At 36.9% G+C, this 21319-nt stretch carries 20 protein-coding genes and 2 tRNA genes; 13 read left to right on the forward strand and 9 right to left on the reverse strand.

The window, feature by feature from the left end:
* Window positions 1–97 precede the first annotated feature (97 nt).
* Window positions 98–1003 carry a 3-hydroxyacyl-CoA dehydrogenase gene (locus ACFFUE_RS09030; RefSeq protein WP_376834610.1) on the forward strand — a complete coding sequence of 302 codons (906 nt, stop codon included), beginning with the start codon at window positions 98–100 and terminating at the stop codon, window positions 1001–1003.
* 73 nt (window positions 1004–1076) lie between these two features.
* On the opposite strand, the gene ACFFUE_RS09035 is transcribed toward ACFFUE_RS09030, so the two are convergent.
* From ACFFUE_RS09035 to fbp, 3 genes are all read right to left on the reverse strand, one after another.
* A complete protein-coding gene (locus ACFFUE_RS09035) occupies window positions 1077–2411 on the reverse strand; it encodes an amidohydrolase (protein ID WP_376834612.1) in 1335 nt (444 codons plus the stop codon).
* 288 nt (window positions 2412–2699) lie between these two features.
* Window positions 2700–3707: an o-succinylbenzoate synthase gene (locus tag ACFFUE_RS09040; RefSeq protein ID WP_376834614.1), complete on the reverse strand. Its 1008-nt coding sequence runs from the start codon at window positions 3705–3707 to the stop codon at window positions 2700–2702.
* Window positions 3708–3771: 64 nt separating this feature from the next.
* Entirely contained in the window at window positions 3772–4791 is a 1020-nt protein-coding gene (fbp, locus tag ACFFUE_RS09045; RefSeq protein ID WP_376834616.1) for a class 1 fructose-bisphosphatase, read from the reverse strand.
* A gap of 163 nt (window positions 4792–4954) precedes the next feature.
* On the opposite strand from fbp, the gene ACFFUE_RS09050 reads away from it, so the two are divergent.
* From ACFFUE_RS09050 to ACFFUE_RS09070, 5 genes are all read left to right on the forward strand, one after another.
* A complete protein-coding gene (locus tag ACFFUE_RS09050) occupies window positions 4955–6193 on the forward strand; it encodes an aspartate kinase (RefSeq protein ID WP_376834618.1) in 1239 nt (412 codons plus the stop codon).
* Window positions 6194–6204: 11 nt separating this feature from the next.
* Entirely contained in the window at window positions 6205–8028 is a 1824-nt protein-coding gene (locus ACFFUE_RS09055; protein WP_376834620.1) for a bifunctional lysophospholipid acyltransferase family protein/GNAT family N-acetyltransferase, read from the forward strand.
* A gap of 110 nt (window positions 8029–8138) precedes the next feature.
* Window positions 8139–8214, forward strand: a tRNA-Phe gene (locus ACFFUE_RS09060).
* A gap of 32 nt (window positions 8215–8246) precedes the next feature.
* Window positions 8247–8322 (forward strand) — tRNA-Phe (locus tag ACFFUE_RS09065).
* 136 nt (window positions 8323–8458) lie between these two features.
* Window positions 8459–10129, forward strand: a complete 1671-nt coding sequence (locus tag ACFFUE_RS09070; protein ID WP_376834622.1) for a glutamine--tRNA ligase/YqeY domain fusion protein — start codon at window positions 8459–8461, stop codon at window positions 10127–10129.
* Between the two features lie 370 nt (window positions 10130–10499).
* Here the strand turns inward: ACFFUE_RS09070 and ACFFUE_RS09075 are convergent, their stop codons facing one another.
* The 4 genes from ACFFUE_RS09075 to ACFFUE_RS09090 are packed head-to-tail and all read right to left on the reverse strand — an operon-like array spanning window position 10500 to window position 14291.
* Window positions 10500–11573 (reverse strand): DUF3810 domain-containing protein, encoded by a 1074-nt coding sequence (locus ACFFUE_RS09075; protein WP_376834624.1) that lies wholly within the window; start codon window positions 11571–11573, stop codon window positions 10500–10502.
* Entirely contained in the window at window positions 11563–13035 is a 1473-nt protein-coding gene (locus ACFFUE_RS09080) for an MFS transporter (protein ID WP_376834626.1), read from the reverse strand. The genes ACFFUE_RS09075 and ACFFUE_RS09080 overlap by 11 nt, the downstream gene beginning before the upstream one ends.
* Before the next feature lie 35 nt (window positions 13036–13070).
* Entirely contained in the window at window positions 13071–13805 is a 735-nt protein-coding gene (locus tag ACFFUE_RS09085) for a lysophospholipid acyltransferase family protein (RefSeq protein WP_376834628.1), read from the reverse strand.
* A 24-nt stretch (window positions 13806–13829) separates the two neighbouring features.
* Complete coding sequence (locus ACFFUE_RS09090; RefSeq protein WP_376834630.1) at window positions 13830–14291, reverse strand: GtrA family protein; 462 nt, start codon at window positions 14289–14291, stop codon at window positions 13830–13832.
* 211 nt (window positions 14292–14502) lie between these two features.
* Between ACFFUE_RS09090 and ACFFUE_RS09095 the strand changes: the two genes are divergently transcribed.
* Window positions 14503–14754: a hypothetical protein gene (locus ACFFUE_RS09095; RefSeq protein ID WP_376834632.1), complete on the forward strand. Its 252-nt coding sequence runs from the start codon at window positions 14503–14505 to the stop codon at window positions 14752–14754.
* Between the two features lie 490 nt (window positions 14755–15244).
* On the opposite strand, the gene rnhB is transcribed toward ACFFUE_RS09095, so the two are convergent.
* Both rnhB and ACFFUE_RS09105 read right to left on the reverse strand, forming a co-directional pair.
* A complete protein-coding gene (gene rnhB / locus ACFFUE_RS09100) occupies window positions 15245–15826 on the reverse strand; it encodes a ribonuclease HII (protein ID WP_376834634.1) in 582 nt (193 codons plus the stop codon).
* A gap of 15 nt (window positions 15827–15841) precedes the next feature.
* Entirely contained in the window at window positions 15842–17176 is a 1335-nt protein-coding gene (locus tag ACFFUE_RS09105; RefSeq protein WP_376834636.1) for a dihydroorotase, read from the reverse strand.
* A gap of 547 nt (window positions 17177–17723) precedes the next feature.
* Here ACFFUE_RS09105 and ACFFUE_RS09110 point away from each other — a divergent pair.
* The 6 genes from ACFFUE_RS09110 (at window position 17724) to ACFFUE_RS09135 (ending at window position 21235) form a co-directional block, all read left to right on the forward strand.
* Entirely contained in the window at window positions 17724–18194 is a 471-nt protein-coding gene (locus tag ACFFUE_RS09110; RefSeq protein ID WP_376834638.1) for an Lrp/AsnC family transcriptional regulator, read from the forward strand.
* A 66-nt stretch (window positions 18195–18260) separates the two neighbouring features.
* Window positions 18261–18644: a hypothetical protein gene (locus ACFFUE_RS09115; RefSeq protein WP_376834640.1), complete on the forward strand. Its 384-nt coding sequence runs from the start codon at window positions 18261–18263 to the stop codon at window positions 18642–18644.
* A 66-nt stretch (window positions 18645–18710) separates the two neighbouring features.
* Window positions 18711–19211, forward strand: a complete 501-nt coding sequence (locus ACFFUE_RS09120; RefSeq protein WP_376834642.1) for a heme-binding domain-containing protein — start codon at window positions 18711–18713, stop codon at window positions 19209–19211.
* A gap of 117 nt (window positions 19212–19328) precedes the next feature.
* Complete coding sequence (gene speB, locus ACFFUE_RS09125; RefSeq protein ID WP_376834644.1) at window positions 19329–20183, forward strand: agmatinase; 855 nt, start codon at window positions 19329–19331, stop codon at window positions 20181–20183.
* Between the two features lie 139 nt (window positions 20184–20322).
* Window positions 20323–20799, forward strand: a complete 477-nt coding sequence (locus ACFFUE_RS09130; RefSeq protein WP_376834646.1) for a BON domain-containing protein — start codon at window positions 20323–20325, stop codon at window positions 20797–20799.
* 16 nt (window positions 20800–20815) lie between these two features.
* Window positions 20816–21235, forward strand: a complete 420-nt coding sequence (locus ACFFUE_RS09135) for an SH3 domain-containing protein (RefSeq protein WP_376834648.1) — start codon at window positions 20816–20818, stop codon at window positions 21233–21235.
* Window positions 21236–21319: the final 84 nt, after the last annotated feature.

A 21319-nucleotide genomic window follows, 5' to 3' on the forward strand; every position in this document is an offset into this window, starting at 1 on the left:
TTACTTTTTTTTAAAAGTAACTTTGTGTTATGATTTCAAAAGGCTATTATCGTAAAAATAGTAGTTTTTAGTTTTTTAACATTAAAAATTTATAACAATGGATTCTAATTCTTTTAAAAAAATCGCAGTTGCAGGAAGTGGTGTATTAGGTGCTCAAATTGCGTTTCATACTGCTTTGAACGGGTATGAAGTGAGCGTTTATGATATTACAGAAGAAGCATTGAATAGAGGGCGTATAGCAATGGAGAAGAATTTTTCGGAATATATTAATGATTTTGGAATTGAGTGTGAAGAGCTGGAAAGGAGTTTAGATAGTATTAATTTTACCACAAATCTAGCAGATGCAGTGGCAGATGCAGATCTTTTGATAGAAGCTGTACCAGAGAAAATTGATATTAAAAAAGATTTTTATTCTCAGTTGGCCGATGTAGCACCAGAAAAAACTATTTTTGCAACCAATAGTTCTACACTTTTACCAAGTAGTTTTATGGAGGCTACAAGACGACCTGACAGATTTTTAGCTCTTCATTTTGCTAATAAAATTTGGTCTCTTAATACAGCTGAGGTAATGAGAACCAGTAAAACTAGTGACGAGGTTTTTAGAAAGGTAAGTGCCTTTGCTACTAGTATAGGGATGGTAGCTTTGGAGCTAAATAAAGAGCAACCAGGGTATATTTTGAACACTCTAATGGTGCCGTTTTTGGATGCTGCTCTTACGCTATACGGGAGGGGAGTGGCAGATTACAAAACCATTGATAAAACTTGGATGAAGGGAACTAACTCCAATGCTGGGCCCTTTGGTTTTTTTGATGTTATAGGTTTGAATACGGTATATAATATTCATAAAACTAAAGCTGAACAGGCTAATGATAAGGATCATCTGGAAGCAGTGGAAAAACTGAAAACAGAATTTATCGATAAAAATAAATTGGGAGTTGCCACTGGAGAAGGATTTTACAAATACCCTAATCCCGAGTTTAAAAATGAAGATTTCCTAAAATGAAAATTACTTGACTGAAATAAAAAATAGCCATTTGATTAAGTATCAAATGGCTATTTTAGTATGAAAAAGATGTTTAATGTTTGTAATGGTTAAAGATAGAGAGTAGCCCAAATACGGCAGCTTTGCTTCCGTATGGGATGGAGTTTAGATCAACTTCAAAATCGCCATTGTGATTATTAAATGGTGGAGCTTGTCGTTCTTTGAATGATTTTTCAAAGCGAGCAGGTTCTGCAATGCCTATATTGACATAGCAGTAATTTTTCTTTTTATTATGTATCACCAGATGGTGAAAATCTTCTGACCCCATTGTAGTACTCATCTCATCCTCGGTGAGAAGATGGCTTATTTTCATATTATCTTTAAGTCCTTGCCTTACTACTTCTGTTAGTTCTTTGCTGTTATCCAATGGGTAAGACCATCCTTTTCTTTTTAATGTTGGGTATAGTTCATTGGGAAGGTTATTTTGTAATGCAATTCCATTGTTGATGCGTTGTATAGCATCTATCATTGTATAGCGATCTTTTTCATTAAACCATCTCAGATTGGCTTTGATAAGGGCGTTTTTAGGTATTACATTGTTGTCCACTCCAGCTTGAACAGAGCCTATTGTAAGTACTACTGCATTTTTAGGGTCTATCATTCGGCTTGGGATTGTTTGATAATTCATAATGGCATTGGCAGCCATTACTACGGGGTCTTTTGTAAACTGAGGCATAGAGCCGTGTCCTCCGATGCCTGTGAAAGTAACATCCAACTGATCTGTTCCAGCCATACGAATACCAGTAGCAGCAGCAATCATTCCTGTTGCGAAGGGAGCGGTATGCATTCCGTATAGATAATCTGGTTCAGGAACATTATATTTGGTATAGAGACCATCTTGTACCATTGCTTCTGCGCCTTCTATCAGTTCTTCTGCAGGTTGCCCCACAAAAACTAATGTTCCTTTCCAGAGATTTTTATTTTCAGCCATTACTTTTGCGGCCGCTATCATCCAAGCTACATGAGCATCGTGTCCACACATATGGGCAACGGGGGTTATGGTGCCATCTTCTTTTGTAACTATTTTTGTACTCTTGTAGGGTAAATTGGTTGTTTCCTTCACTGCATTAGCATCCATATCAGCACGATACATTACTGTGGGACCATTTCCGTTTTTCATTATTCCTACTACACCTGTTTTTCCTATGCCTGTTTTTGTGATGTAGCCATATTTTTTAAACTCAGAAGCTATTAAGGCGGCGGTTTCTGTTTCCATAAATCCTAATTCTGGGTTTTGATGAATTTTTTTGAAAATTTCCACTATGCGTGGATTGTCTTTTTCTATTTCTTGATTTAGCTTTTGAGTAGGAAAAATTTGACTAAAAGCTACGATGGGGAACATAGAGATAAATAAAAATTGTTTTTTCATACTATTGATAAAAGTTATTCTTGTTCTTAATATTGGCAATATTTGATGGAGCAAAGATATGTATTTGGATTGAGATAAAGTGTTTGTAATTCATAGCATAGTATTTTTTTGCCTTTTTTCAAAAATATTTTCTGAGATGAAAAACTTTGGCACAATATTAGATAATATGGGAATATCTAAAAATACTTGTTTTTTTAAGATTTGGTTTTGAAGGCTTAAGAAGCAATGGTGATTTAGTGATAAAATAAATGATGAGAAAAAAAACGAAAGTCTGAAACCTAATGGGTTTCAGACTTTTTTTTGAAGCAAATCTCCCATAAGTATAAGGGAACTTTCAAAGTTGTTGGTAAATAAAGCTCCCGTGCCTAAGCCCTGCGGAAGGGGATTGTTTTTAGTAAAAGTATATTGAGCAATGGCATTGAGCCCAATGTTACTTTCTAATGCAGAAGTAATCCACCAGTTGATTTTCAATCGCTCGGCGATGCTAATCCATTCATCACAGCCAGAAAAACCACCCGCTAAAGAGGGTTTTAGGATAATATACTGAGGGCGGATGGTTTCTAGTAATTGTTCTTTCTCTGAAATTTTCGTTACGCCTATCAATTCTTCATCTAATGCAATGGGGGTAGCGGGAGCAAGGCAAAGCTCACGCATTTTTGAGATATTTCCAGCTTTTATCGGTTGCTCTATAGAATGGATGTTTAGGCTTGCCAATTCCTCTAAAATGATCTTAGCCTTATCAAAAGTAAAAGCACCATTGGCATCTACACGGATTTCTAATTTTTCCGCAGGATATTCATTGCGTAGATTTTTTAAGATTTGTTTTTCTGCTGCCCAATGGGTTCCAATTTTCAGTTTGATGCAATCAAACCCTAAGTCTAATTTTTCTTCGATTTGTTTTTGCATAAAAGCCTCGTCTCCCATCCATATCAATCCATTGATTTTGATGGCTTTATGTCCAGAAGTAAATTCGCTATGGAAATAAATGTCTCCTCCGTTATGGAGGTTATTGAGAGCTTGTTCATAACCTATCCAAATGGAAGGAAATGCTCTAAGATGTTCCTTTAAAAAATCAAAATCCTGATGAATGTTTTCGCATAGCCATTGTAGTTTTTCTTCATATTCAGGGACATCATCACTGCTTAATCCACGGAATAGGGCGCATTCACCAATGCCCTTTTTATCGCCTTCTTGTATGGTGAGCAGATAGGTTTCTTTGGTGTGCATTACCCCTCGGGAAGTTCCCCCAGGAGTTTTAAATATCAATGTATAGGGCTGAAAAGTGGCTGTTTTCATTATTCTATTTAAAATCAAAAAAGACGCAAAATCATTTGCGTCTTGTGAGTTGTTTTTATTTTTATTAATCCTTCAAAGCATCAATACGCATAAATTCTTCTGCTTTTTCCACCATTTTTTTGCTGCCACAGAAGAAAGGTACCCTCTGATGGAGTTCGGTAGGCTCTATTTCTAAGATTCTTTCAAAGCCGTTGGAGGCTTTACCGCCTGCTTGTTCGGCGATGAATGCGATAGGATTGCATTCATACAGTAATCTAAGTTTTCCATTTGGAGCATTAGCGTAGGAAGGGTACATATAGATGCCACCTTTTATCATATTTCTGTGAAAATCAGATACTAAAGAGCCGATGTATCTGGAAGTATAAGGTCTATCTCCTTCCATCATTTGGCAATATTTTAGATAGTTTTTTACCCCTTGTGGAAATTTGATGTAGTTTCCTTCGTTGATGGAGTAGATTTTGCCATTTTCTGGAAACTGCATATTAGGATGAGAAAGGTAATAAGTTCCTAAACTAGGGTCTAGGGTAAAGCCATTCACGCCGTTTCCTGTGGTATAAACAATCATAGTAGAAGAGCCATACACAATATATCCTGCTGCAATTTGCTTTTCTCCTTTTTGTAAGAAGTCTTTCAGTTCAACAGGGGCACCTGGTTCGGTAACTCTTTTATAGATAGAGAAGATGGTTCCTACGGAGACATTCACATCGATATTAGAAGAACCATCTAAAGGGTCTATTAGCACTACATATTTGCTTAGGTGTCCATTGGCACCACATTTTATTTCGATGAAATCATCACTTTCCTCAGAGGCGATACCGCATACCACTTCTCTTTGAGACAGTGCTTCAATGAAAATATTGTTAGCCAATACATCTAATTTTTGTTGCTCTTCACCTTGAACATTGGTATTACCCACGTGTCCTATAATATCAGCAATGCCTGCCTTGTTTACTTCTCGGTTTACAACTTTGGAAGCCAAGCGGATGGCACTTAGTAGTCTTGAAAATTCACCTGTAGAAGATTGAAAATCATCTTGTTTCTCAATAATAAATTCGCCTAAAGTTTGTAATGGTTGTTTTGACATTTTTACTTTTATTTTGTTCTTTCAAATTTCGGAAAATTATTTGTAATTTAAAAATCTTTTTATAGTAAGTTTAAAAATGCTTGTATTTGCGTTATATTTAATACTTTTGAATAATATTTCTCCAAGTGGGAAGTTATGAAACATAAAGATAGTTTGAAAGAAGATGAAAATTTTTAAATTCGGGGGAGCCTCTGTGAAAGATGCGGAGAGTGTGAAGAATGTGGCTAAAGTGCTGCAAAGCCAAGGTTTTGAAGAATGTTTGCTGGTAGTATCTGCAATGGGAAAAACCACCAATGCACTAGAAAAAGTAGTTGCCTATTACTTTGATGAGGGAGATTATAACCAAGAAATAAGAATCATTAAGCAGAAGCATATTGAGATTGCTCAGAACCTTTTTGAGGCACAGCATACCGTGTTTGATGAAATTTCTTTATTTTTTGATGATATAGAATCTTTCCTTAGACGAAATAAATCGCCTAATTATAATTTTGTTTACGACCAAGTGGTAAGCTGTGGAGAGATGATTTCCTCCAAAATATTGAGCGAATACCTCCGTTCAGTAGGGTATGATAATGATTGGTTGGATGCTAGAGATTACATTAAAACCGATAATACTTACCGTGAAGGGGTGGTCAATTGGGAAGAGACGGAAAAAAATATTGCTACCTTAGATAAAAATAAAAGTTTTGTTACCCAAGGGTTTATAGGGTCTGATGAGAATAATTTTACCGTTACTTTAGGCAGGGAAGGGTCAGACTATTCTGCGGCAATCTTTGCCTATGGATTAGATGCTAAGGCAATGACCATCTGGAAGGATGTTCCTGGAGTGATGACGGGCGACCCGCGTAAATTTGACAATGTAAGTTTGCTTTCTCATATTTCTTATGAAGAGGCTATTGAAATGGCTTACTATGGAGCCTCTGTTATTCACCCTAAGACATTGCAACCTTTGAAACAGAAGCATATTCCGTTCTATGTTAAATCATTCTTAGAGCCAGAAAATGCGGGGACCAAAGTGGGGGTTTCAGATGAAAATCAGCAGATAGAAAGTTATATTCTGAAAGAAAATCAGGTGCTGATGCGTATTGCTACAAGGGATTTCTCTTTCATTGCAGAAGAGCATCTTAGTGTGATATTTAAAGCATTGGCAAAGCATCAGATTAAAATTTCCTTGATGCAAAACTCTGCCATATCCTTAGCATTGTGCTTGGAAGATAAATATGGAAGAATTGATACTCTGAAAGAAGAATTAGAATCAGAGTTTAATATAGAACTGAGTAAAAATGTAGCGTTATTCACGGTAAGAAATGCCGATGTAAGGGAGTTGAATAAGTTTTATGAGGGGAAAAATGTGCTTTTAGAGCAAATTTCTCAGAAAACCATTCAGATTGTAATCAGTTAAATTAGAACATTATGAGTCTTATTTCAAAAGAAGATTTAATAAAGGTATCGGGACTTGGAAAAGTTGGATTTTTGAAAAATCCCATTGCCCGAGCTATTATGAAACTCACCAAGATAGATGAGGTGAATGCCCTGTATGATAAACTGAAAGATAAGGAAGGGAAAGCGTTTTTTGATGCATTTGTCAAAGAGCGAGGGCTAAAATATGTGGTTTTTGAAGAAGACTTAGCCAAAATTCCCAAAACGGGAGCTTTTATATTGGTTTCCAATCATCCATTAGGGGCAATAGATGGTATTCTGATGACGAAAATCCTTTCCGAAATTCGTCCAGATTTTAAGGTAATGGGCAATTTTCTTTTGGAGAAAATCAAACCAATGAAGCCTTATGTAATTGCTGTAAATCCTTTTGAAGGAAGAAAAGAGGCATACAGCAGCTCGGCAGGAATGAGAGAAACCCTGAAACACTTGCAAAATGGTGGTTGTGTAGGGATTTTTCCCGCAGGGGAAGTTTCTAACAAAAATAATGAATACAACGAGATACGGGATAAAGCGTGGGAAAAGCCAGCTTTGAAATTGATTAAAATGGCAAAAGTTCCCGTAGTGCCAATGTATTTTCATACAAAAAATAGTAAATTATTTTATCAAGTGGCTAAGCTCCATCCAGATTTGCAAACCCTGATGCTACCTTCTGAAATGATGAAAAAACGAGATAATCCCATCAGAATAAGAATAGGAAAACCAGTGTCTGTAAAGATGATAGGCGAGGAAGATTCCATAGAAGAATTGGGAGCAATGCTTCAGAATAAAATATGGATGCTAAAATCCTATTACGAGCGAAGAAATTCTCTGATGGACGCCCTCAATCTGCCCAATTTAAAACTCAATTTTTCTCTATCAAAAGAGGAAAATGTGGTGCAAAACATCATAGATGAAACCCCGAAGGAAGACATCGTCAAGGAAATAGAAACGCTGTATAAGCAAGATAAAATGCTGTTCAGAAATGGAAATTATGAGGTCTTTTTTTCGGATTATGCCTCCATTCCGTCCATTATGAGAGAAATAGGAAGACAGAGAGAAATCACCTTTCGGGCTGTAGGAGAGGGGAGCAACCTTCCTTTTGATTTGGATGAGTATGATAAGCACTACCACCATTTATTCCTTTGGGATAAGGAAGCCGAAAAGTTGGCAGGAGCTTACCGAATGGCATTAGGAAAAGAAGTGATGAAGAAATGCGGTATCGAAGGCTTCTACACCAGTTCGCTATTTGAGTTTGACCAAGAATTGCAGCCATTTTTCCGAAAAGTCATCGAGATGGGAAGAGCATATATCTCGGCAGAATATCAGCAAAAGCCTTTGCCTTTGTTTTTGCTTTGGAAGGGAATTGTTCACGTATGTTTAAGAAATCCCGACCATAAGTTTCTGATGGGAGGCGTGAGTATCAGCAATAAGTTTTCGGAGTTTTCCAAATCTCTGATGATAGAGTTTATCCGTTCGCATTATTACGATGCTGCCGTAGCACAATATGTACATCCTAAAAACGAATACAAAGTAAAGCTTAGAGAGCGGGATAAAAATTTATTCTTTGATGAAGTGGAGGCAGATTTGAACAAACTAGATAAGTTGATAGACGATTTGGAGCCAGAGATGAGAATGCCAGTTTTGATAAAGAAATACATCAAGCAAAATGCAAAAGTTATCGCCTTCAATGTAGACCCAAGCTTTAACGATGCAATAGATGGGCTAATGTACATCCGCATTAGTGAGCTACCAGAAAGCACCATTAAGCCTGTTTTGGAAGAGATGAGTGAGCAGTTAGAAAGAGAGCAAAATTCTTGATTATTAGGTTTGTAATGAAGTTGTTGCACTTTTTTGTGATTCATTTCAAAATAAAATTTGCATATTAAAAGAAAAGGTTGTACATTTGCACCACTGAAAAAATCAGTAATGGTTTCTTAGCTCAGTTGGTAGAGCAACGGACTGAAAATCCGTGTGTCCCTGGTTCGATTCCTGGAGAAACCACCAAGCGTTTGGATTCATCGCTTAAAAATCCTAATGGTTTCTTAGCTCAGTTGGTAGAGCAACGGACTGAAAATCCGTGTGTCCCTGGTTCGATTCCTGGAGAAACCACCAAGCGATAATTTTTTCAATCTCCTAAATGTAGTGTTTAGGGGATTTTTTTATTTTAGACTGCGATTAAATTCTCCAATTAATCTTGAAACATCAATTCATTTTTTCATAAATTTGCGTTTCAATTTATATTTCTACAATGGAAGAAAAAAAATCACTCAATTTTATTGAACAAATTATAGAAGATGACTTGGCTAATGGGCTTCCTAAAGAAGCTTTGAGATTTCGTTTTCCACCAGAGCCAAATGGCTATTTACACATAGGGCATACCAAAGCCATCTGTATCAATTTTGGACTTGGTGAGAAGTACAATGCTCCTGTTAATCTTCGTTTTGATGATACCAATCCTGAGAAAGAAGAGCAAGAGTTTGTAGATTCCATCAAGGAAGATGTAGCTTGGCTTGGGTTTAAATGGGACCAAGAAGTCTATGCTTCAGATTATTTCCAGCAGCTCTATGAGTGGGCAGTGCAGATGATAAAAGACGGTAAAGCTTATGTGGATGAGCAACCTTCTGAAGTGATTACCGAGCAGAGAAAAAATCCTACGGAAGACGGCATTGATAGCCCATATAGAAATCGTCCCATTGAGGAATCTTTGGAATTGTTTGAAAGAATGAAAAACGGAGAGTTTGAAGAAGGCAGTATGTCGCTCCGTGCCAAAATAGATATGACCTCTCCTAATATGAATATGAGAGACCCCGTGATGTACAGAATCCTTAAAAGACCTCATCACCGCACAGGAGAAAATTGGAAAATCTATCCGATGTACGATTGGGCTCACGGGGAAAGTGATTATATCGAACAAATCTCTCACTCGCTTTGCTCCTTAGAGTTTGAAAACCATAGACCGCTTTACGATTGGTACTTAGACCAAGTGTATGATAATTCCAAACTAAGAAACAAACAAAGGGAATTTGCCCGTATGAATGTTTCTTATATGATTACTTCCAAAAGAAAGCTACAACGCTTGGTACAAGAGGGCATCACCACTGGCTGGGACGACCCGCGTATGCCTACTGTATCTGGATTAAGACGCAAAGGTTATACCCCAACTGCCATTCGTAACTTCATAGACCGTGTGGGGGTTTCTAAAAGAGAAAACTTGATTGACATCCAATTGTTAGAATTCTTCGTAAGAGAAGATCTTAATAAAATTTCCAAAAGGGTAATGGCGGTGGTAGATCCTGTGAAGCTTATCATTGAGAACTATCCAGAAGGGCAAGAGGAATGGCTAGAAACAGAAAACAATCCCGAAGATGAAAATGCTGGAACAAGAAAGATACCATTCAGCAGAGAGCTTTATATTGAAAGGGAAGATTTCAAAGAAGAAGCCAATAATAAATTTTTCCGATTGAAACTAGGGGGTGAGGTGCGTTTAAAATCAGCTTATATCATCAAAGCAGAACGCGTAGAGAAAGATGAAAACGGTAATATTACCACCATCTATGTAACTTATGATGAGAAATCTAAATCTGGAAGTGGCACCGAAGAAAGCCTTAGAAAAGTAAAAGGTACCCTGCATTGGGTTTCGGCTCTACACGCCATTCCTGTGGAGGTGAGAATTTATGACAGACTCTTCACCGTAGAACAACCTGATGCTGAAAAAGAAGTGGATTTCTTAGAGTTCATCAACCCAGAATCTCTTAAAGTAGTGCAAGGTTTTGCAGAACCTGCCCTGAAAGATGTAGCGGTAGGAGAACCATTGCAATTCCAAAGAATAGGCTACTTTACCAAAGACCAAGACTCTACGGATAACCAATTGATATTCAATAGAACCGTAACATTAAAAGATAGCTACAAGCCAGAGTAGGGATTTAGCTAAGATCATAATAAGTAGTGTAATAGGAGAGTTATCCGTAAGGGTAACTCTTTGTTTATAAGAATTTTAATGGATATATGGCTCTTTTTTAGATTGAATAAAAAATAATCTGAAAGTAATAGCAAAAAAAATAATTGAGGAATCTTGTTGTTAGTTTGTTGGTAGTCAATTATTTGATGTGTTGTTTAAGGTGAAAACTCTAGCAAACTGCGATGAATACGGATGATTTTTTATGTAAAAATTTTGCAGATTAAAAAAAAATGCTGTACCTTTGAATCGCTTTCATGAGGTTAGTTATTGAAAGTAATAATTTTTTTTCATCATTTGTGTTTTTTGGGGGCGTACTTTAGTACGCCTCTTTTTATTGATGCAGGGGTAGATATTGGAGTTCGTATCTCAGTAATAGGTCCACAAAATAGCTGTAAGTGATGCGGCCTTCCTGCTGATTGCTTTTTAAGAATAAATGATTGGTCATCCCAAAAAACTCTTCCCAAAAGCCTTGATGGTTCTGGTAAAACTCTTTTTCGTGCAGGCGGTCTCTTTGCATCGCAGGAGAATAGCTGTTAAGTGTTTTTTTTACAAAATCTTCATCTTCCTGTACAAGGGTTGCCAATAGATGTTTTAAAACAAAATATTCAGTACTGTATCGCAATTCTGGGTTGTCTGATTGAATACCGATTAAATAGCCTATAAAGTTGGCTTCTTGTTCCCGTACATAGCCCAGCTGGTGCGTACTTTCGTGTGCGAGGGTGAAAGGCAAATGTACCGGTGGCAGGTGTGGATTGTATTGAGCCTCGCTGGTAAAGGGATTATAATAGCCTAAAATGCCCGTGTCACTCATAAAGCTAGAAAACAAACTTGCTTTAAAATTATTAACCTCTGTTGTCCTTTTTTTATTGAATGGAGATGGTAGAAGCGTTTGCTGATGAAGAATCTCTTGTTCTATTGCTTTGATATTTTGGATTTTAAAAACGCCATTTTCGTCTTCTTTCACTTGCGTTCGGGTGGTTTTGCATCGTTCCAAATACTTTAAAGTTAGATGTTTTACCTCTTCCGCGGAGGCATCGTAGGTGGGTAAAGCATCGGATAAAGGTTTTTGAAAATACAGCATTCCCCAAAAGATTTGATAAACGAAATAAAAAACATTGAGGAGAATAAGGCATCGCCACCAAGCCCAAGAGCGGTAGGTTTTCTTCAATGCGATGACAAGAAAAATCAAAATTACTAAAATTAAAAGGCAGTAAAATAGATCGCCTATAGACAATGAAATTCCACTGAATAGCTTCTGATGAACCCTTTTCTGATATTCAAAAAAAGTGTCAAATCCTTGAATCACGAAAGGTATTTTCGAGAAAATAAAGAATAAAACAAATTGGGCAAGTAATCCACCTGCCCAAAATCTTTTTGTTTTATAAAACGGATGCTTAGTGTGCATTGCTTGCAGATTCAGATAGAAGAACGCCTTGTTTTTTGAGTAATTTCGGTGTAATGAATCCGTAGAACGCAATGTAAAGGAAGCAAACCACAGGTACGATGTATGAAAAATGGGTGTAAGAAATGCCCATAATGCCCTCTGGCGAGGTCAAATCGTGGTCGCAAATCCAGCCTTGTACCAGCGGAATGATGCCACCTCCTAAAATCATCATTACCAAGAAAGACGATGCTTTACCGGTATTTTTGCCCAGACCTGCAATTGCCAAATCAAAAATCGCTGGCCACATAATAGAGCAGAATAAACCACCAGAAATGAAGAAATATTTTGCAATTTCTTTATCTGGATAGACTAAGCCTATTACCATCATCAACGCACCTGCAATACCGAAAATCATTAGCGTTTTCCCCGCATTCTTCCCGCCAAGGAAACTCATCAAGATGAAAATAAGAATCCAAATAGGGTAGATGTAGAAAGAATCTACAGATTTTCCACTAAGAATATTAGCCCCTGTAATAATACCAAAAGCCACGAATGGAATGATGAATTTCAACGCCATATTAGCTCCAGAAGAAAGGTTGAAAACATTGATGCTGCCATTCCATCTACCAATCATAAGGCTGCCCCAATACAAAGAGATAAAAGGAGCGAGATTATGCTCTAAAACACTGCCAAACTCTTTGGTATGCAATAGGGCAGGGAGGTTGCTCACAATAGAAACTTCCACGCCTACATAGATGAAAATAGCCAGCATTCCTAATACCAATTGAGGGTATTTGAAAAGGCTGAAATGGGCTTCGTTATCATCCGTAGCATCATCGGTTTTTTCTTCTTTTGCAGGGTCTTCAATTTTGGAAACCAGCATAAATACCGCCACCAAAAGAAAAGCAATACCCAAAATAATGAAAGGCAATTTCACATCGTGAAGGTTAAGGCTGGTTTCTTCGCTTCCTGTACCAAATAGTGCTAATCCCAAAATGATAGGCCCAATAGTAGTGCCTAAAGAATTGATACCACCTGCCATTGTCAGCCGGTGAGCTCCCGTCTCAGGGCTTCCCATTTTGATAGCTAATGGATTGGCTACAATCTGCTGTACAGAAAAGCCTAACCCTACAATGAATAGAGCTGTAAGGAAAAACCAAAAGCTTCCATTATCAGCTGCTGGGATAAATAGAAATGCTCCTACTGCAGAAAGACAGAGCCCCGCAGCCAAGGTTTTTTTGTACCCAAATTTTTGTAGAATATCACTGAATAATGATATCACAAAGAAAATAACAGAGCCAAAGAAATAAGCTGCATAAAATGCCCACGCTACCAGCTGAGACTGAAGCTGGGAAAGCTCAAAGCTCTTCTTGAATACTGGGATAAGGATGTCATTACTAGCGGCTACAAATCCCCAGAAGAAAAATACCACGACTAAGGAAATAAACTGCGACCACTTGGTTTGTTGGTTATGCTGTTCCATAAGATGTTTTTTTAATGAAAACAAAAATAATTAAATTATAATGATGTGCAATCTTTTTTTAGAGTGATTTTTATCTGATTGTAGGCATTGCTTTTCATCGCTTCCATATCAGATTGCGGTTCCAGAATATCATTGAATACCACCGTTATTTTTCCAGGGTAGCCTTTGCTATTATCAAAGGGAAACATTTCTTTCAAACCTAAAAAAGTATAAACCGCAATGGGAAACTGATGCTGTACCGAAATCTTGAAAGCACCATCTTTAAAATTGTCCAGCACAATGGAAGTATCATCTGGTACGCCCCCTTCTGGGAAGATAACGAGGTTTTGCCCTTGTCGCATTTTTGTGGCTGCTCTTGGATACACACTCGCTCGGCTTTTAGGATTTTTCCTATCCACCAAAATGCAAATGCGCCTATAAATAATACCGAAAATAGGAATCTTTGCCAGTTCTGCTTTTCCAATGAAACAGATGGGATGATGGGGATGTAGGGCACACATCATCATAATATCAATAATGGAAGTATGATTGGCAATGAAGATATATTGTTGGTTTTTATCCAATTTTTTATCGGTTTGTTTTATCAGCTCATAGCGAAAGCCCATACCGTAAAGTAAAATCAAAGCCCAAAGGCGTATGAAAAAATAAGCGTATTTGAAATGTGTTGCCTTGATGGAAAGCAGTAAAACAGGAATACCAAGGAGAATGGTGAATACCGTTGCAAGAAGAACAAACCAAGCACGCCAAAGGTAGTTGAGAATCTTTTTCATTACAGATTAATTTTGAAATTCTGGCTATCCATTGAAAATAAACCTTTTCTTTACAGAATAATTGAGAATAGAAACCAAAATAATAGCAGAAATCTTACTGAGCATCTCGGCACTGAACACGAAAAAGCCTAAATCAAAATACTCGTTTTTGAAAATCGTAAGGTAAAAAAACTGAAAAAAGACAAGGCTAAGAATGGTAGAAAAAGCGGAAATTCCCATAAAATAAACAAACTCTCGCCTTTTAGAATGCTTTCCCCTTTGGAAAACAAACCAAATACTGAAAAAATAATTGGACAAAATACCACACGAAGTAGAAAGAATATTGCTAAGGGGATAATGTATGCCATACCATCCCTTTTCCCACCACAAAAGTTGTGGAAGATAGACGCTGAAAAGCTTAAAACTTCCCACTTCTATCATCGCACTCAGTCCACCTGCTACAATGAACAAGAATACCTGCTTCTGTTTCAATAGTCGTTGTTTCATCTTTCGTTTCTGAATGGCAAATATAGGATAAATGTTAAAAAATGAATAAAAAGTTAATAATTTTTTTCTATTTAAAATAAAAAAAGTAATTTAGTGGGGTGATTTTGAAACTTTACCTGATATCAAACATTTGGGAGTAAATGTTTTTTATCTTGAATATTCTCTTTGTTGCCCATTCCTTTATAACCATAACATTCAATTTTAAACCCCAATGTGCGATATCAACACCAAATTTCGTCTTCATCAAGACAAAATCAATACGCTTAGAGCCCACTATCCAAGATTTGAAAGAATCTACACCGAGTATGAAGTGATGGAGCAGCAGTTCAGCCTTCTCGAAAATTCGGATGAGACTCTTGCATTGCCCGATGATTTCATTAATGCCATAGCCCTTCAGATTTCATATTTGGAAGATGAAATAGAAGACTGGCTTTTGGAAGAGAGGGAGGATCAATATGATTAGAGCCTTTATCGTTTTGGTGAATCTGCCTGCTAACAATTTATAAATTTCGTGCACTTAACCTATAATATTTTAGGTCAAACGCATGAAATTATATTTTGAAGACATTTGCCCAGTACGCATATTGAATATCAGTATATTATAATTTAACTTTGATTGACTCTATAGAGAATGACTAAAATATAAATTGCTAGTTATTAATATTTTATAAATTTCGTGCGTTTAGCCTAGATTAACATTAGATTTTGAGGAGCCTACAAGTTTATTCTATAAATTTGTAACCTAAAAATTGCACTTGGGGGTTGAATCCGCCTTTCCCCCGAAGGGGGAAGGATTGATTGATGGTCGTTTATTAATTATTAATGGTCAAAGGAAGTGCCTCCTTTGCGGGTAATGTGGAAGGAAGTTACTTTGGTTTTTACAGAGATTATGGCTACTTTACGCTAAAGCACTTTGTGGTTGGTTATATTGAGAAGTAAAGTGATGATTGTGTTTAATATACCAATTTAAAAGATTTTCTATGGTGGATGGTTACACCATATTTCATCAAGGCTTCTTGATGGTGTTTGGTGGCGTAGCCCATATTTTTGTTCCAGCCATATTCTGGGAAAGCCTCGTGAAGCTCTATCATCAGTTTGTCCCGATAGTTTTTGGCTAAGATGGAAGCTGCAGCAATGGATAGTACTTTAGAATCTCCTTTGACGATGCATTGATGAGGAATGAAAGGGTAGGGCTTAAACCGATTGCCATCTACTAAAATCAGTTCTGGACGCGTAGTCAGCTGGTCTAATGCCAAGTGCATAGCGTGGATGCTGGCATTGAGAATGTTGTGCTCATCTATGAACGCTGGTGGAAGTTCGGCAATGGCAAAATCTATGGCATTTTCGCGGATGTATTGGTCTAGTTCTTCTCGCTGTTTGAATTTGAGCTTTTTAGAATCATTGATGAGGTTGGGAGCAAAATCATCTCCCAAAATAACAGCAGCTGCCACCACGGGCCCGCAGAGGCAGCCTCTTCCCACTTCATCGCAACCAGCTTCTATAAAGGTATTAGACCAGCTTTTCAGTAGTTCCATTCTTTTTACTGAATTTTAACGGTCAAAAGTTAGGCGTTCTCCACATTTTTGTTCAGAGAATTGTCCATTATTATAAACCAAATGTCCATTGACGAAGGTATGGGTGATTTTATTATGAAAAACAGTGCCTTCTAGCGGACTCCAACCACACTTTGAGAGAATGTTCTCTTTAGAAACCGTGTAGCCATTGTCTAAATCTACTAAGACCAAATCAGCCTTATAGCCCTCTCGGATGAATCCTCGCTTTTCAATACTGAATAAGATGGCGGGATTGTGACACATTTTCTCCACCACTTTCTCTAGACTGATTTTCCCTTGAAGATGGTATTCTAGCATTACATTGAGAGAATGTTGTACCAGAGGAGCTCCAGAAGGGCATTGGGTATAAGGGTTTTGCTTTTCTGCCCAAGTGTGTGGAGCGTGGTCTGTAGCGATGATGTCTATTCTATCGTCCAAAAGAGCCTGCCATAGTCCGTCTTTATCGGCTTGGGTTTTTACGGCTGGGTTCCACTTGATTAGAGTGCCTTTGGTATCATAGTCTTCGTTGGTGAAATGTAAGTGGTGTACACAGACTTCAGCAGTTATTTTCTTGTCTTTTAGAGGAATATCATTTCGAAATAGGGTGGTTTCTTTTGCCGTAGAGAGGTGATAGATATGCAATCTAGCCCCTGTTTTTTGTGCCAATTCTACCGCTTTGGATGAGGAAATGTAGCAGGCTTCCTCACTACGGATGAGGTGGTGAAACTTCACGGGGATATCCTCGCCATATTGTTGTTTATAGGTTTCTGTGTTGTTTTTGATGGTGGTTTCATCTTCGCAATGAACGCATATAGGCATTGTTACTTTAGAGAAAATCTCTTCCAAAGTATCAGGGTTGTCCACCAGCATATTTCCCGTAGATGAGCCTAAAAATAGCTTGATGGCAGGTACATTTTTAGGATTGGTTTTTAGGATTTCCTCCAGATTGTCATTGGTACCTCCAAAGGAAAAACCATAATTGGCGTAAGATGCTTCTGCGGCAATATCATTTTTCTGTTGTAATAACACTTGAGTTACGGTATTAGGAACGGTGTTGGGCTGGTCTATAAAGCTGGTAACGCCACCTGCCACTGCGGCTTTGGATTCACTTTCTATATTGGCTTTATGGGTAAGACCAGGTTCTCTGAAATGCACTTGATCATCGATGACCCCAGGAATTAAAAATTTGCCTTTGGCATCGATGACTTGGTCAAAACCATCAGGAGCGATGTTTTTTTCTATTTTGGAAATTAATTGATTCTCAATAGATAAATCACTTTCTGTAATTTGATTTTCATTAACGATTTTAGCGTTTTTTATTAGAATTTTCATTGATGATTTTTTTTTACTTGTACAATGTATCAAGTACAAAGTACGATGATTTTTTGTTTATTATTTTGTATAATGTGCAAATTTTATTACTTTACCAGAGAACTCTTCCTTACTCATTTTCGTAGGGGCTTTCTCACATACATTTTTATGGATTTTGCTTTGAATTTTTACAATAATTCTTTAAGCAATGGTGCATCTGAAGCTTTTATTTCTGCACTTATTGCTGCTGTATTCAGATCTAATATTTTTTACAAAGTTAGACTTTTTTAATCAAAATATGATGGACAAAATTACATTAGTAAGTGCAATTTTTTATTTGCTCTCTCTCTAAAAAGTTACCTTTGTGAGTTGAATATGCCTTGAAAATAAGTATAAAGAAGTATAAAAAGGGATGAAGTTTCAACCATTGTTCAGGTGATTTTAAAATAATGAAAAATATCTTTTGTTAAAAATTGTTAATATTTGTTTGAAATTTTGTTGGTTGTATTTTTTTTGTAAATTTGCATAGTATATAATAGTTTTTTAATAAATTCATAAACGCAACGCTATGAACTATCAATTGGACGAAATAGATAAGAAAATCTTGGATTTCTTAGTAGAAAACACAAGAATGCCATTTACAGAAATCGCTAAGCAAATGGATGTTTCAGCAGGAACTATCCATGTGAGAGTGAAGAAAATGGAAGATGCTGGTATCATTAAAGGCTCTTCTCTAATTATTGATTATACAAAATTAGATTACCACTTTACGGCTTATATTGGTGTTTTACTTACGAAGTCAAACAGAACTCAAAATGTTTTGGAAGAGTTGGCTAAAATTCCTAATGTTGTAGAAGCAGCTGTTACTTCTGGGAAGTACAATATTTTCTGCAAACTGAAGGCTAAGAGCACTGAAGATGCTAAAAACATTATCTATAAAATAGATGATATCCAAGATGTAATGAGAACTGAAAGTATGATTTCTATGGATGAGTTTTTCAGTAATGGAAATAGATTGATGCAATCTGTTACTATCTAATGATTAATCTTTTTTAAGTTATAAAAAACTTGTGGTTTTCCCACAGGTTTTTTATTTTTACACATTATGGAACAAAATTATTTCAAAGGAGAAAACCCTCAAAAAGGAGTGGGATTTATCATTGCTCTGATAGGGATGATATTATTTATGATGATGGGAATAGGGATAGATGTGGATCAGTTTTTACAGCATCAGGATAAAGATATCAATATTCCTAATTGGTATTTTTATATCATATTTTTTATAGATATTCTAGCGATACTATCTATTGTTTTTATTTATTTTTATAGAAAAATCGGTGTGATTCTATTTCCGATAGCGATTGTTTTGCATTTTTTTTGTCATAATTATTTTCTAAATACATTTTTATATTCAGATATTATGGCTTTGTTTGTTTTTGTTGGGATTGCATTATTGTCGATTATTCCTAAATGGCAATTTTTTAAATAAAAACAAGAAGAACCTGAGTTTGGCATTATTTTTACTTGTAAGGCAGGATAATTGAAGTTGTAAAAGATGAAAAAAATTATTACCATTCTGGCAGTTGCTTTCGTGATGATTCAGTTTTTTCAAATAGACAAAACAAATCCTCCAATCAATAAAGAACTGGACTTTCTTACAATAAAGAAAACACCTGAAACAGTAGCTACTAATATCAGAAATGCTTGCTATGATTGTCATTCTAATGAAACTAAATATCCGTGGTATAGCAATATACAACCCATAGCTTGGTTTTTGAAAAACCATATTGATGAGGGAAGAAGAGAGTTGAATTTCTCTACATTTGCCACCTATGAACCGAAAAGGCAATTGAGAAAATTGGAAGAGGCGGCAGAGTTGGTACAGAATGGAGCTATGCCTATGGAGTCTTACCTAATAATGCATCCAGAGGCTAAACTTACAGCAGAGCAGAAAGCAGAGATGGTAGATTATTTTAAAACTTTGGCAAAGGAAACGCCAACTACTGAAGTACAATCTACCTATCCTGAGAATGCAGAAGGGGAGGAGGAACATTAATCCGACTAATAAATTCTTATATAATATCAGTTAAACTATAAGTGATTTGGTGAGAGGTGTTTTTCCTCCAATTCATCTTAAAATATTATCTTTGCAATCAAATAAAAGATGAGTAATATGAGAACTTACGCAGGTATTCCAGAGGAAAATGCAACATTAGAAAACTCAAAAGTAATGCTGGTAACGGTTCCTTATGATGGAACTTCCACTTGGGGAAAAGGTGCGGACAAAGGCCCAGAATTGTTTTTAGATGCTTCAGAAAATATGGAGCTTTATGATATAGAAACAGGTACAGAGCCTTATTTGGAAGGTGTTTGGATGGCTGGGGAAGTGGCAGAAGATGCTTCACCAGAGGCGATGACGCAGGCGGTGTATGAGAAAACCAAAGAAATGATGCAGCACGATGGGAAATTATTCACGCTCTTTGGAGGTGAGCATTCGGTTTCCATTGGTTCTATTAGGGCTTTTGGAGAGAAATATCCAGACCTTACAGTATTGCAGTTGGATGCTCACACAGATCTGAGGCCAGAGTTTCACGGCTCTACTTCCAACCACGCTTGTGCAGTATTTGAAGCAAGCCAAAAGCTTAATTTGGTGCAAGTAGGGATTCGCTCTTGCGATGTAGAAGAGATGCAATATGTACCAGAAGGACAATGTTTTTGGGCTCACGAGATTGCTAAAAACGACCGTTGGATAGATGATGTTTTGGAAAAAGTATCAGGTAATGTTTATATTACGATAGATTTAGATGCTTTTGACCCTGCCTTTGCACCATCTACAGGAACGCCAGAGCCAGGAGGGCTTCAGTGGTACCCTACATTGGAACTTTTGAAGAAGGTATTTGAAAAATGTAATGTGATAGCCTTTGATATTGTAGAGCTGATGGATTCTGCCTATGCAAAGCCTACGGCATTTTTAGCCGCGAAATTATACTACAAAATGCTGGCTTATTACCATATAACAAAGAAATAAGTGTAAGAATTTAAAATTTACAACAATGAAAAGTTCAGTTTTTATTCAAAAAAAAACTGAACTTTTTTAGTTTTAGGAATGGCTTTTGCTATCTTATCCCTATATTTGAAACATTAAAACATTATAAATTAAAACCATTATGAGAAAAACAATCGCAATGACTGCATTGGCATTGGCTGTGTCTTTCGGTGCAGTATCTTGTAAGAAAAAAGTTTCTGATGCAGATTTAAAAACTCAGGCAACTACTGTGGTAGCGTCTAATCCTACAGCTTCTGTGGAGGTGAAAGATGGGGTGGCTCACCTTAGCGGTACTTACGCTTCTCAAGAGGAAAAAGATGCTGCTATCGCTTCTTTAAAGGCTATTGCAGGGGTTAAAGATGTACACGATATGACTACCATTGCTGCACCAGAGCCAGTAGTGGTGAATCAAGTGGATCCTGCTGTGCTTCAGAAAGTACAAGATGCAGTGAAGGATTTCCCTTCTGTAAAAGTGGAAGTGGTAAATGGAGAATTGACCCTAACGGGAAATGTAGCTCCTGCACAGGCTAGAAAAATCAAAGAATCTGTAGATGCTCTTCAAATTGGAAAGTATAATAATAATTTAGTAGTAAAATAATTTAAAATAAAACGAAATGAGCGTATTACAAGATAAATATTCTACTGTGGTAGCGGCTGCTCAGAATGCAGGGATTGCTAACCTACAAGTGCGTGAGCAAGATGGTATTTTATACATCTCTGGCGATGCCGCTACTACCGAAGCCAAAGATACGGTGTGGAATGCCTTAGGCGTGATAGATGCTACTTATTCTGCATCGGATATCAATATCAATGTGCAGGTGGCAGGTTTGGTAGCAGGGACCAACCTTACTGTGGTAACGGAAGAGTCTAATCTTAACATCCGCCAAGAGCCTTCTACAGAAGCGGCTATCGTAGGAAAAGCAGCAAAGGGAGAATTGGTAACTTTAGTGGAGCAATCTTCTAACGAATGGTGGAGAATTAGAACCTCAGACGGTGAGGAAGGCTATGCCTATGCAAGATACCTGAAAGCGTAAAAGTTGTATTGATTACAATTTTATATCTAAAAAAATACCTTCTATATGAGGGTGTTTTTTCTGTATAAATATCCTATTGGGTAG

Origin of the sequence: Bergeyella porcorum (genome assembly GCF_042427575.1) — a bacterium.
GTDB classification, from domain to species: domain Bacteria; phylum Bacteroidota; class Bacteroidia; order Flavobacteriales; family Weeksellaceae; genus Bergeyella; species Bergeyella porcorum.

What these genes read in the sequence shown, in the direction of transcription:
- ACFFUE_RS09030 (WP_376834610.1), top strand. Translation starts at nt 98, where the DNA reads ATGGATTCTAATTCTTTTAAAAAAATCGCAGTTGCAGGAAGTGGTGTA.
- ACFFUE_RS09035 (WP_376834612.1), bottom strand. Translation starts at nt 2,411, where the DNA reads ATGAAAAAACAATTTTTATTTATCTCTATGTTCCCCATCGTAGCTTTT.
- ACFFUE_RS09040 (WP_376834614.1), bottom strand. Translation starts at nt 3,707, where the DNA reads ATGAAAACAGCCACTTTTCAGCCCTATACATTGATATTTAAAACTCCT.
- fbp (WP_376834616.1), bottom strand. Translation starts at nt 4,791, where the DNA reads ATGTCAAAACAACCATTACAAACTTTAGGCGAATTTATTATTGAGAAA.
- ACFFUE_RS09050 (WP_376834618.1), top strand. Translation starts at nt 4,955, where the DNA reads ATGAAAATTTTTAAATTCGGGGGAGCCTCTGTGAAAGATGCGGAGAGT.
- ACFFUE_RS09055 (WP_376834620.1), top strand. Translation starts at nt 6,205, where the DNA reads ATGAGTCTTATTTCAAAAGAAGATTTAATAAAGGTATCGGGACTTGGA.
- ACFFUE_RS09070 (WP_376834622.1), top strand. Translation starts at nt 8,459, where the DNA reads ATGGAAGAAAAAAAATCACTCAATTTTATTGAACAAATTATAGAAGAT.
- ACFFUE_RS09075 (WP_376834624.1), bottom strand. Translation starts at nt 11,573, where the DNA reads ATGCACACTAAGCATCCGTTTTATAAAACAAAAAGATTTTGGGCAGGT.
- ACFFUE_RS09080 (WP_376834626.1), bottom strand. Translation starts at nt 13,035, where the DNA reads ATGGAACAGCATAACCAACAAACCAAGTGGTCGCAGTTTATTTCCTTA.
- ACFFUE_RS09085 (WP_376834628.1), bottom strand. Translation starts at nt 13,805, where the DNA reads ATGAAAAAGATTCTCAACTACCTTTGGCGTGCTTGGTTTGTTCTTCTT.
- ACFFUE_RS09090 (WP_376834630.1), bottom strand. Translation starts at nt 14,291, where the DNA reads ATGAAACAACGACTATTGAAACAGAAGCAGGTATTCTTGTTCATTGTA.
- ACFFUE_RS09095 (WP_376834632.1), top strand. Translation starts at nt 14,503, where the DNA reads ATGTGCGATATCAACACCAAATTTCGTCTTCATCAAGACAAAATCAAT.
- rnhB (WP_376834634.1), bottom strand. Translation starts at nt 15,826, where the DNA reads ATGGAACTACTGAAAAGCTGGTCTAATACCTTTATAGAAGCTGGTTGC.
- ACFFUE_RS09105 (WP_376834636.1), bottom strand. Translation starts at nt 17,176, where the DNA reads ATGAAAATTCTAATAAAAAACGCTAAAATCGTTAATGAAAATCAAATT.
- ACFFUE_RS09110 (WP_376834638.1), top strand. Translation starts at nt 17,724, where the DNA reads ATGAACTATCAATTGGACGAAATAGATAAGAAAATCTTGGATTTCTTA.
- ACFFUE_RS09115 (WP_376834640.1), top strand. Translation starts at nt 18,261, where the DNA reads ATGGAACAAAATTATTTCAAAGGAGAAAACCCTCAAAAAGGAGTGGGA.
- ACFFUE_RS09120 (WP_376834642.1), top strand. Translation starts at nt 18,711, where the DNA reads ATGAAAAAAATTATTACCATTCTGGCAGTTGCTTTCGTGATGATTCAG.
- speB (WP_376834644.1), top strand. Translation starts at nt 19,329, where the DNA reads ATGAGAACTTACGCAGGTATTCCAGAGGAAAATGCAACATTAGAAAAC.
- ACFFUE_RS09130 (WP_376834646.1), top strand. Translation starts at nt 20,323, where the DNA reads ATGAGAAAAACAATCGCAATGACTGCATTGGCATTGGCTGTGTCTTTC.
- ACFFUE_RS09135 (WP_376834648.1), top strand. Translation starts at nt 20,816, where the DNA reads ATGAGCGTATTACAAGATAAATATTCTACTGTGGTAGCGGCTGCTCAG.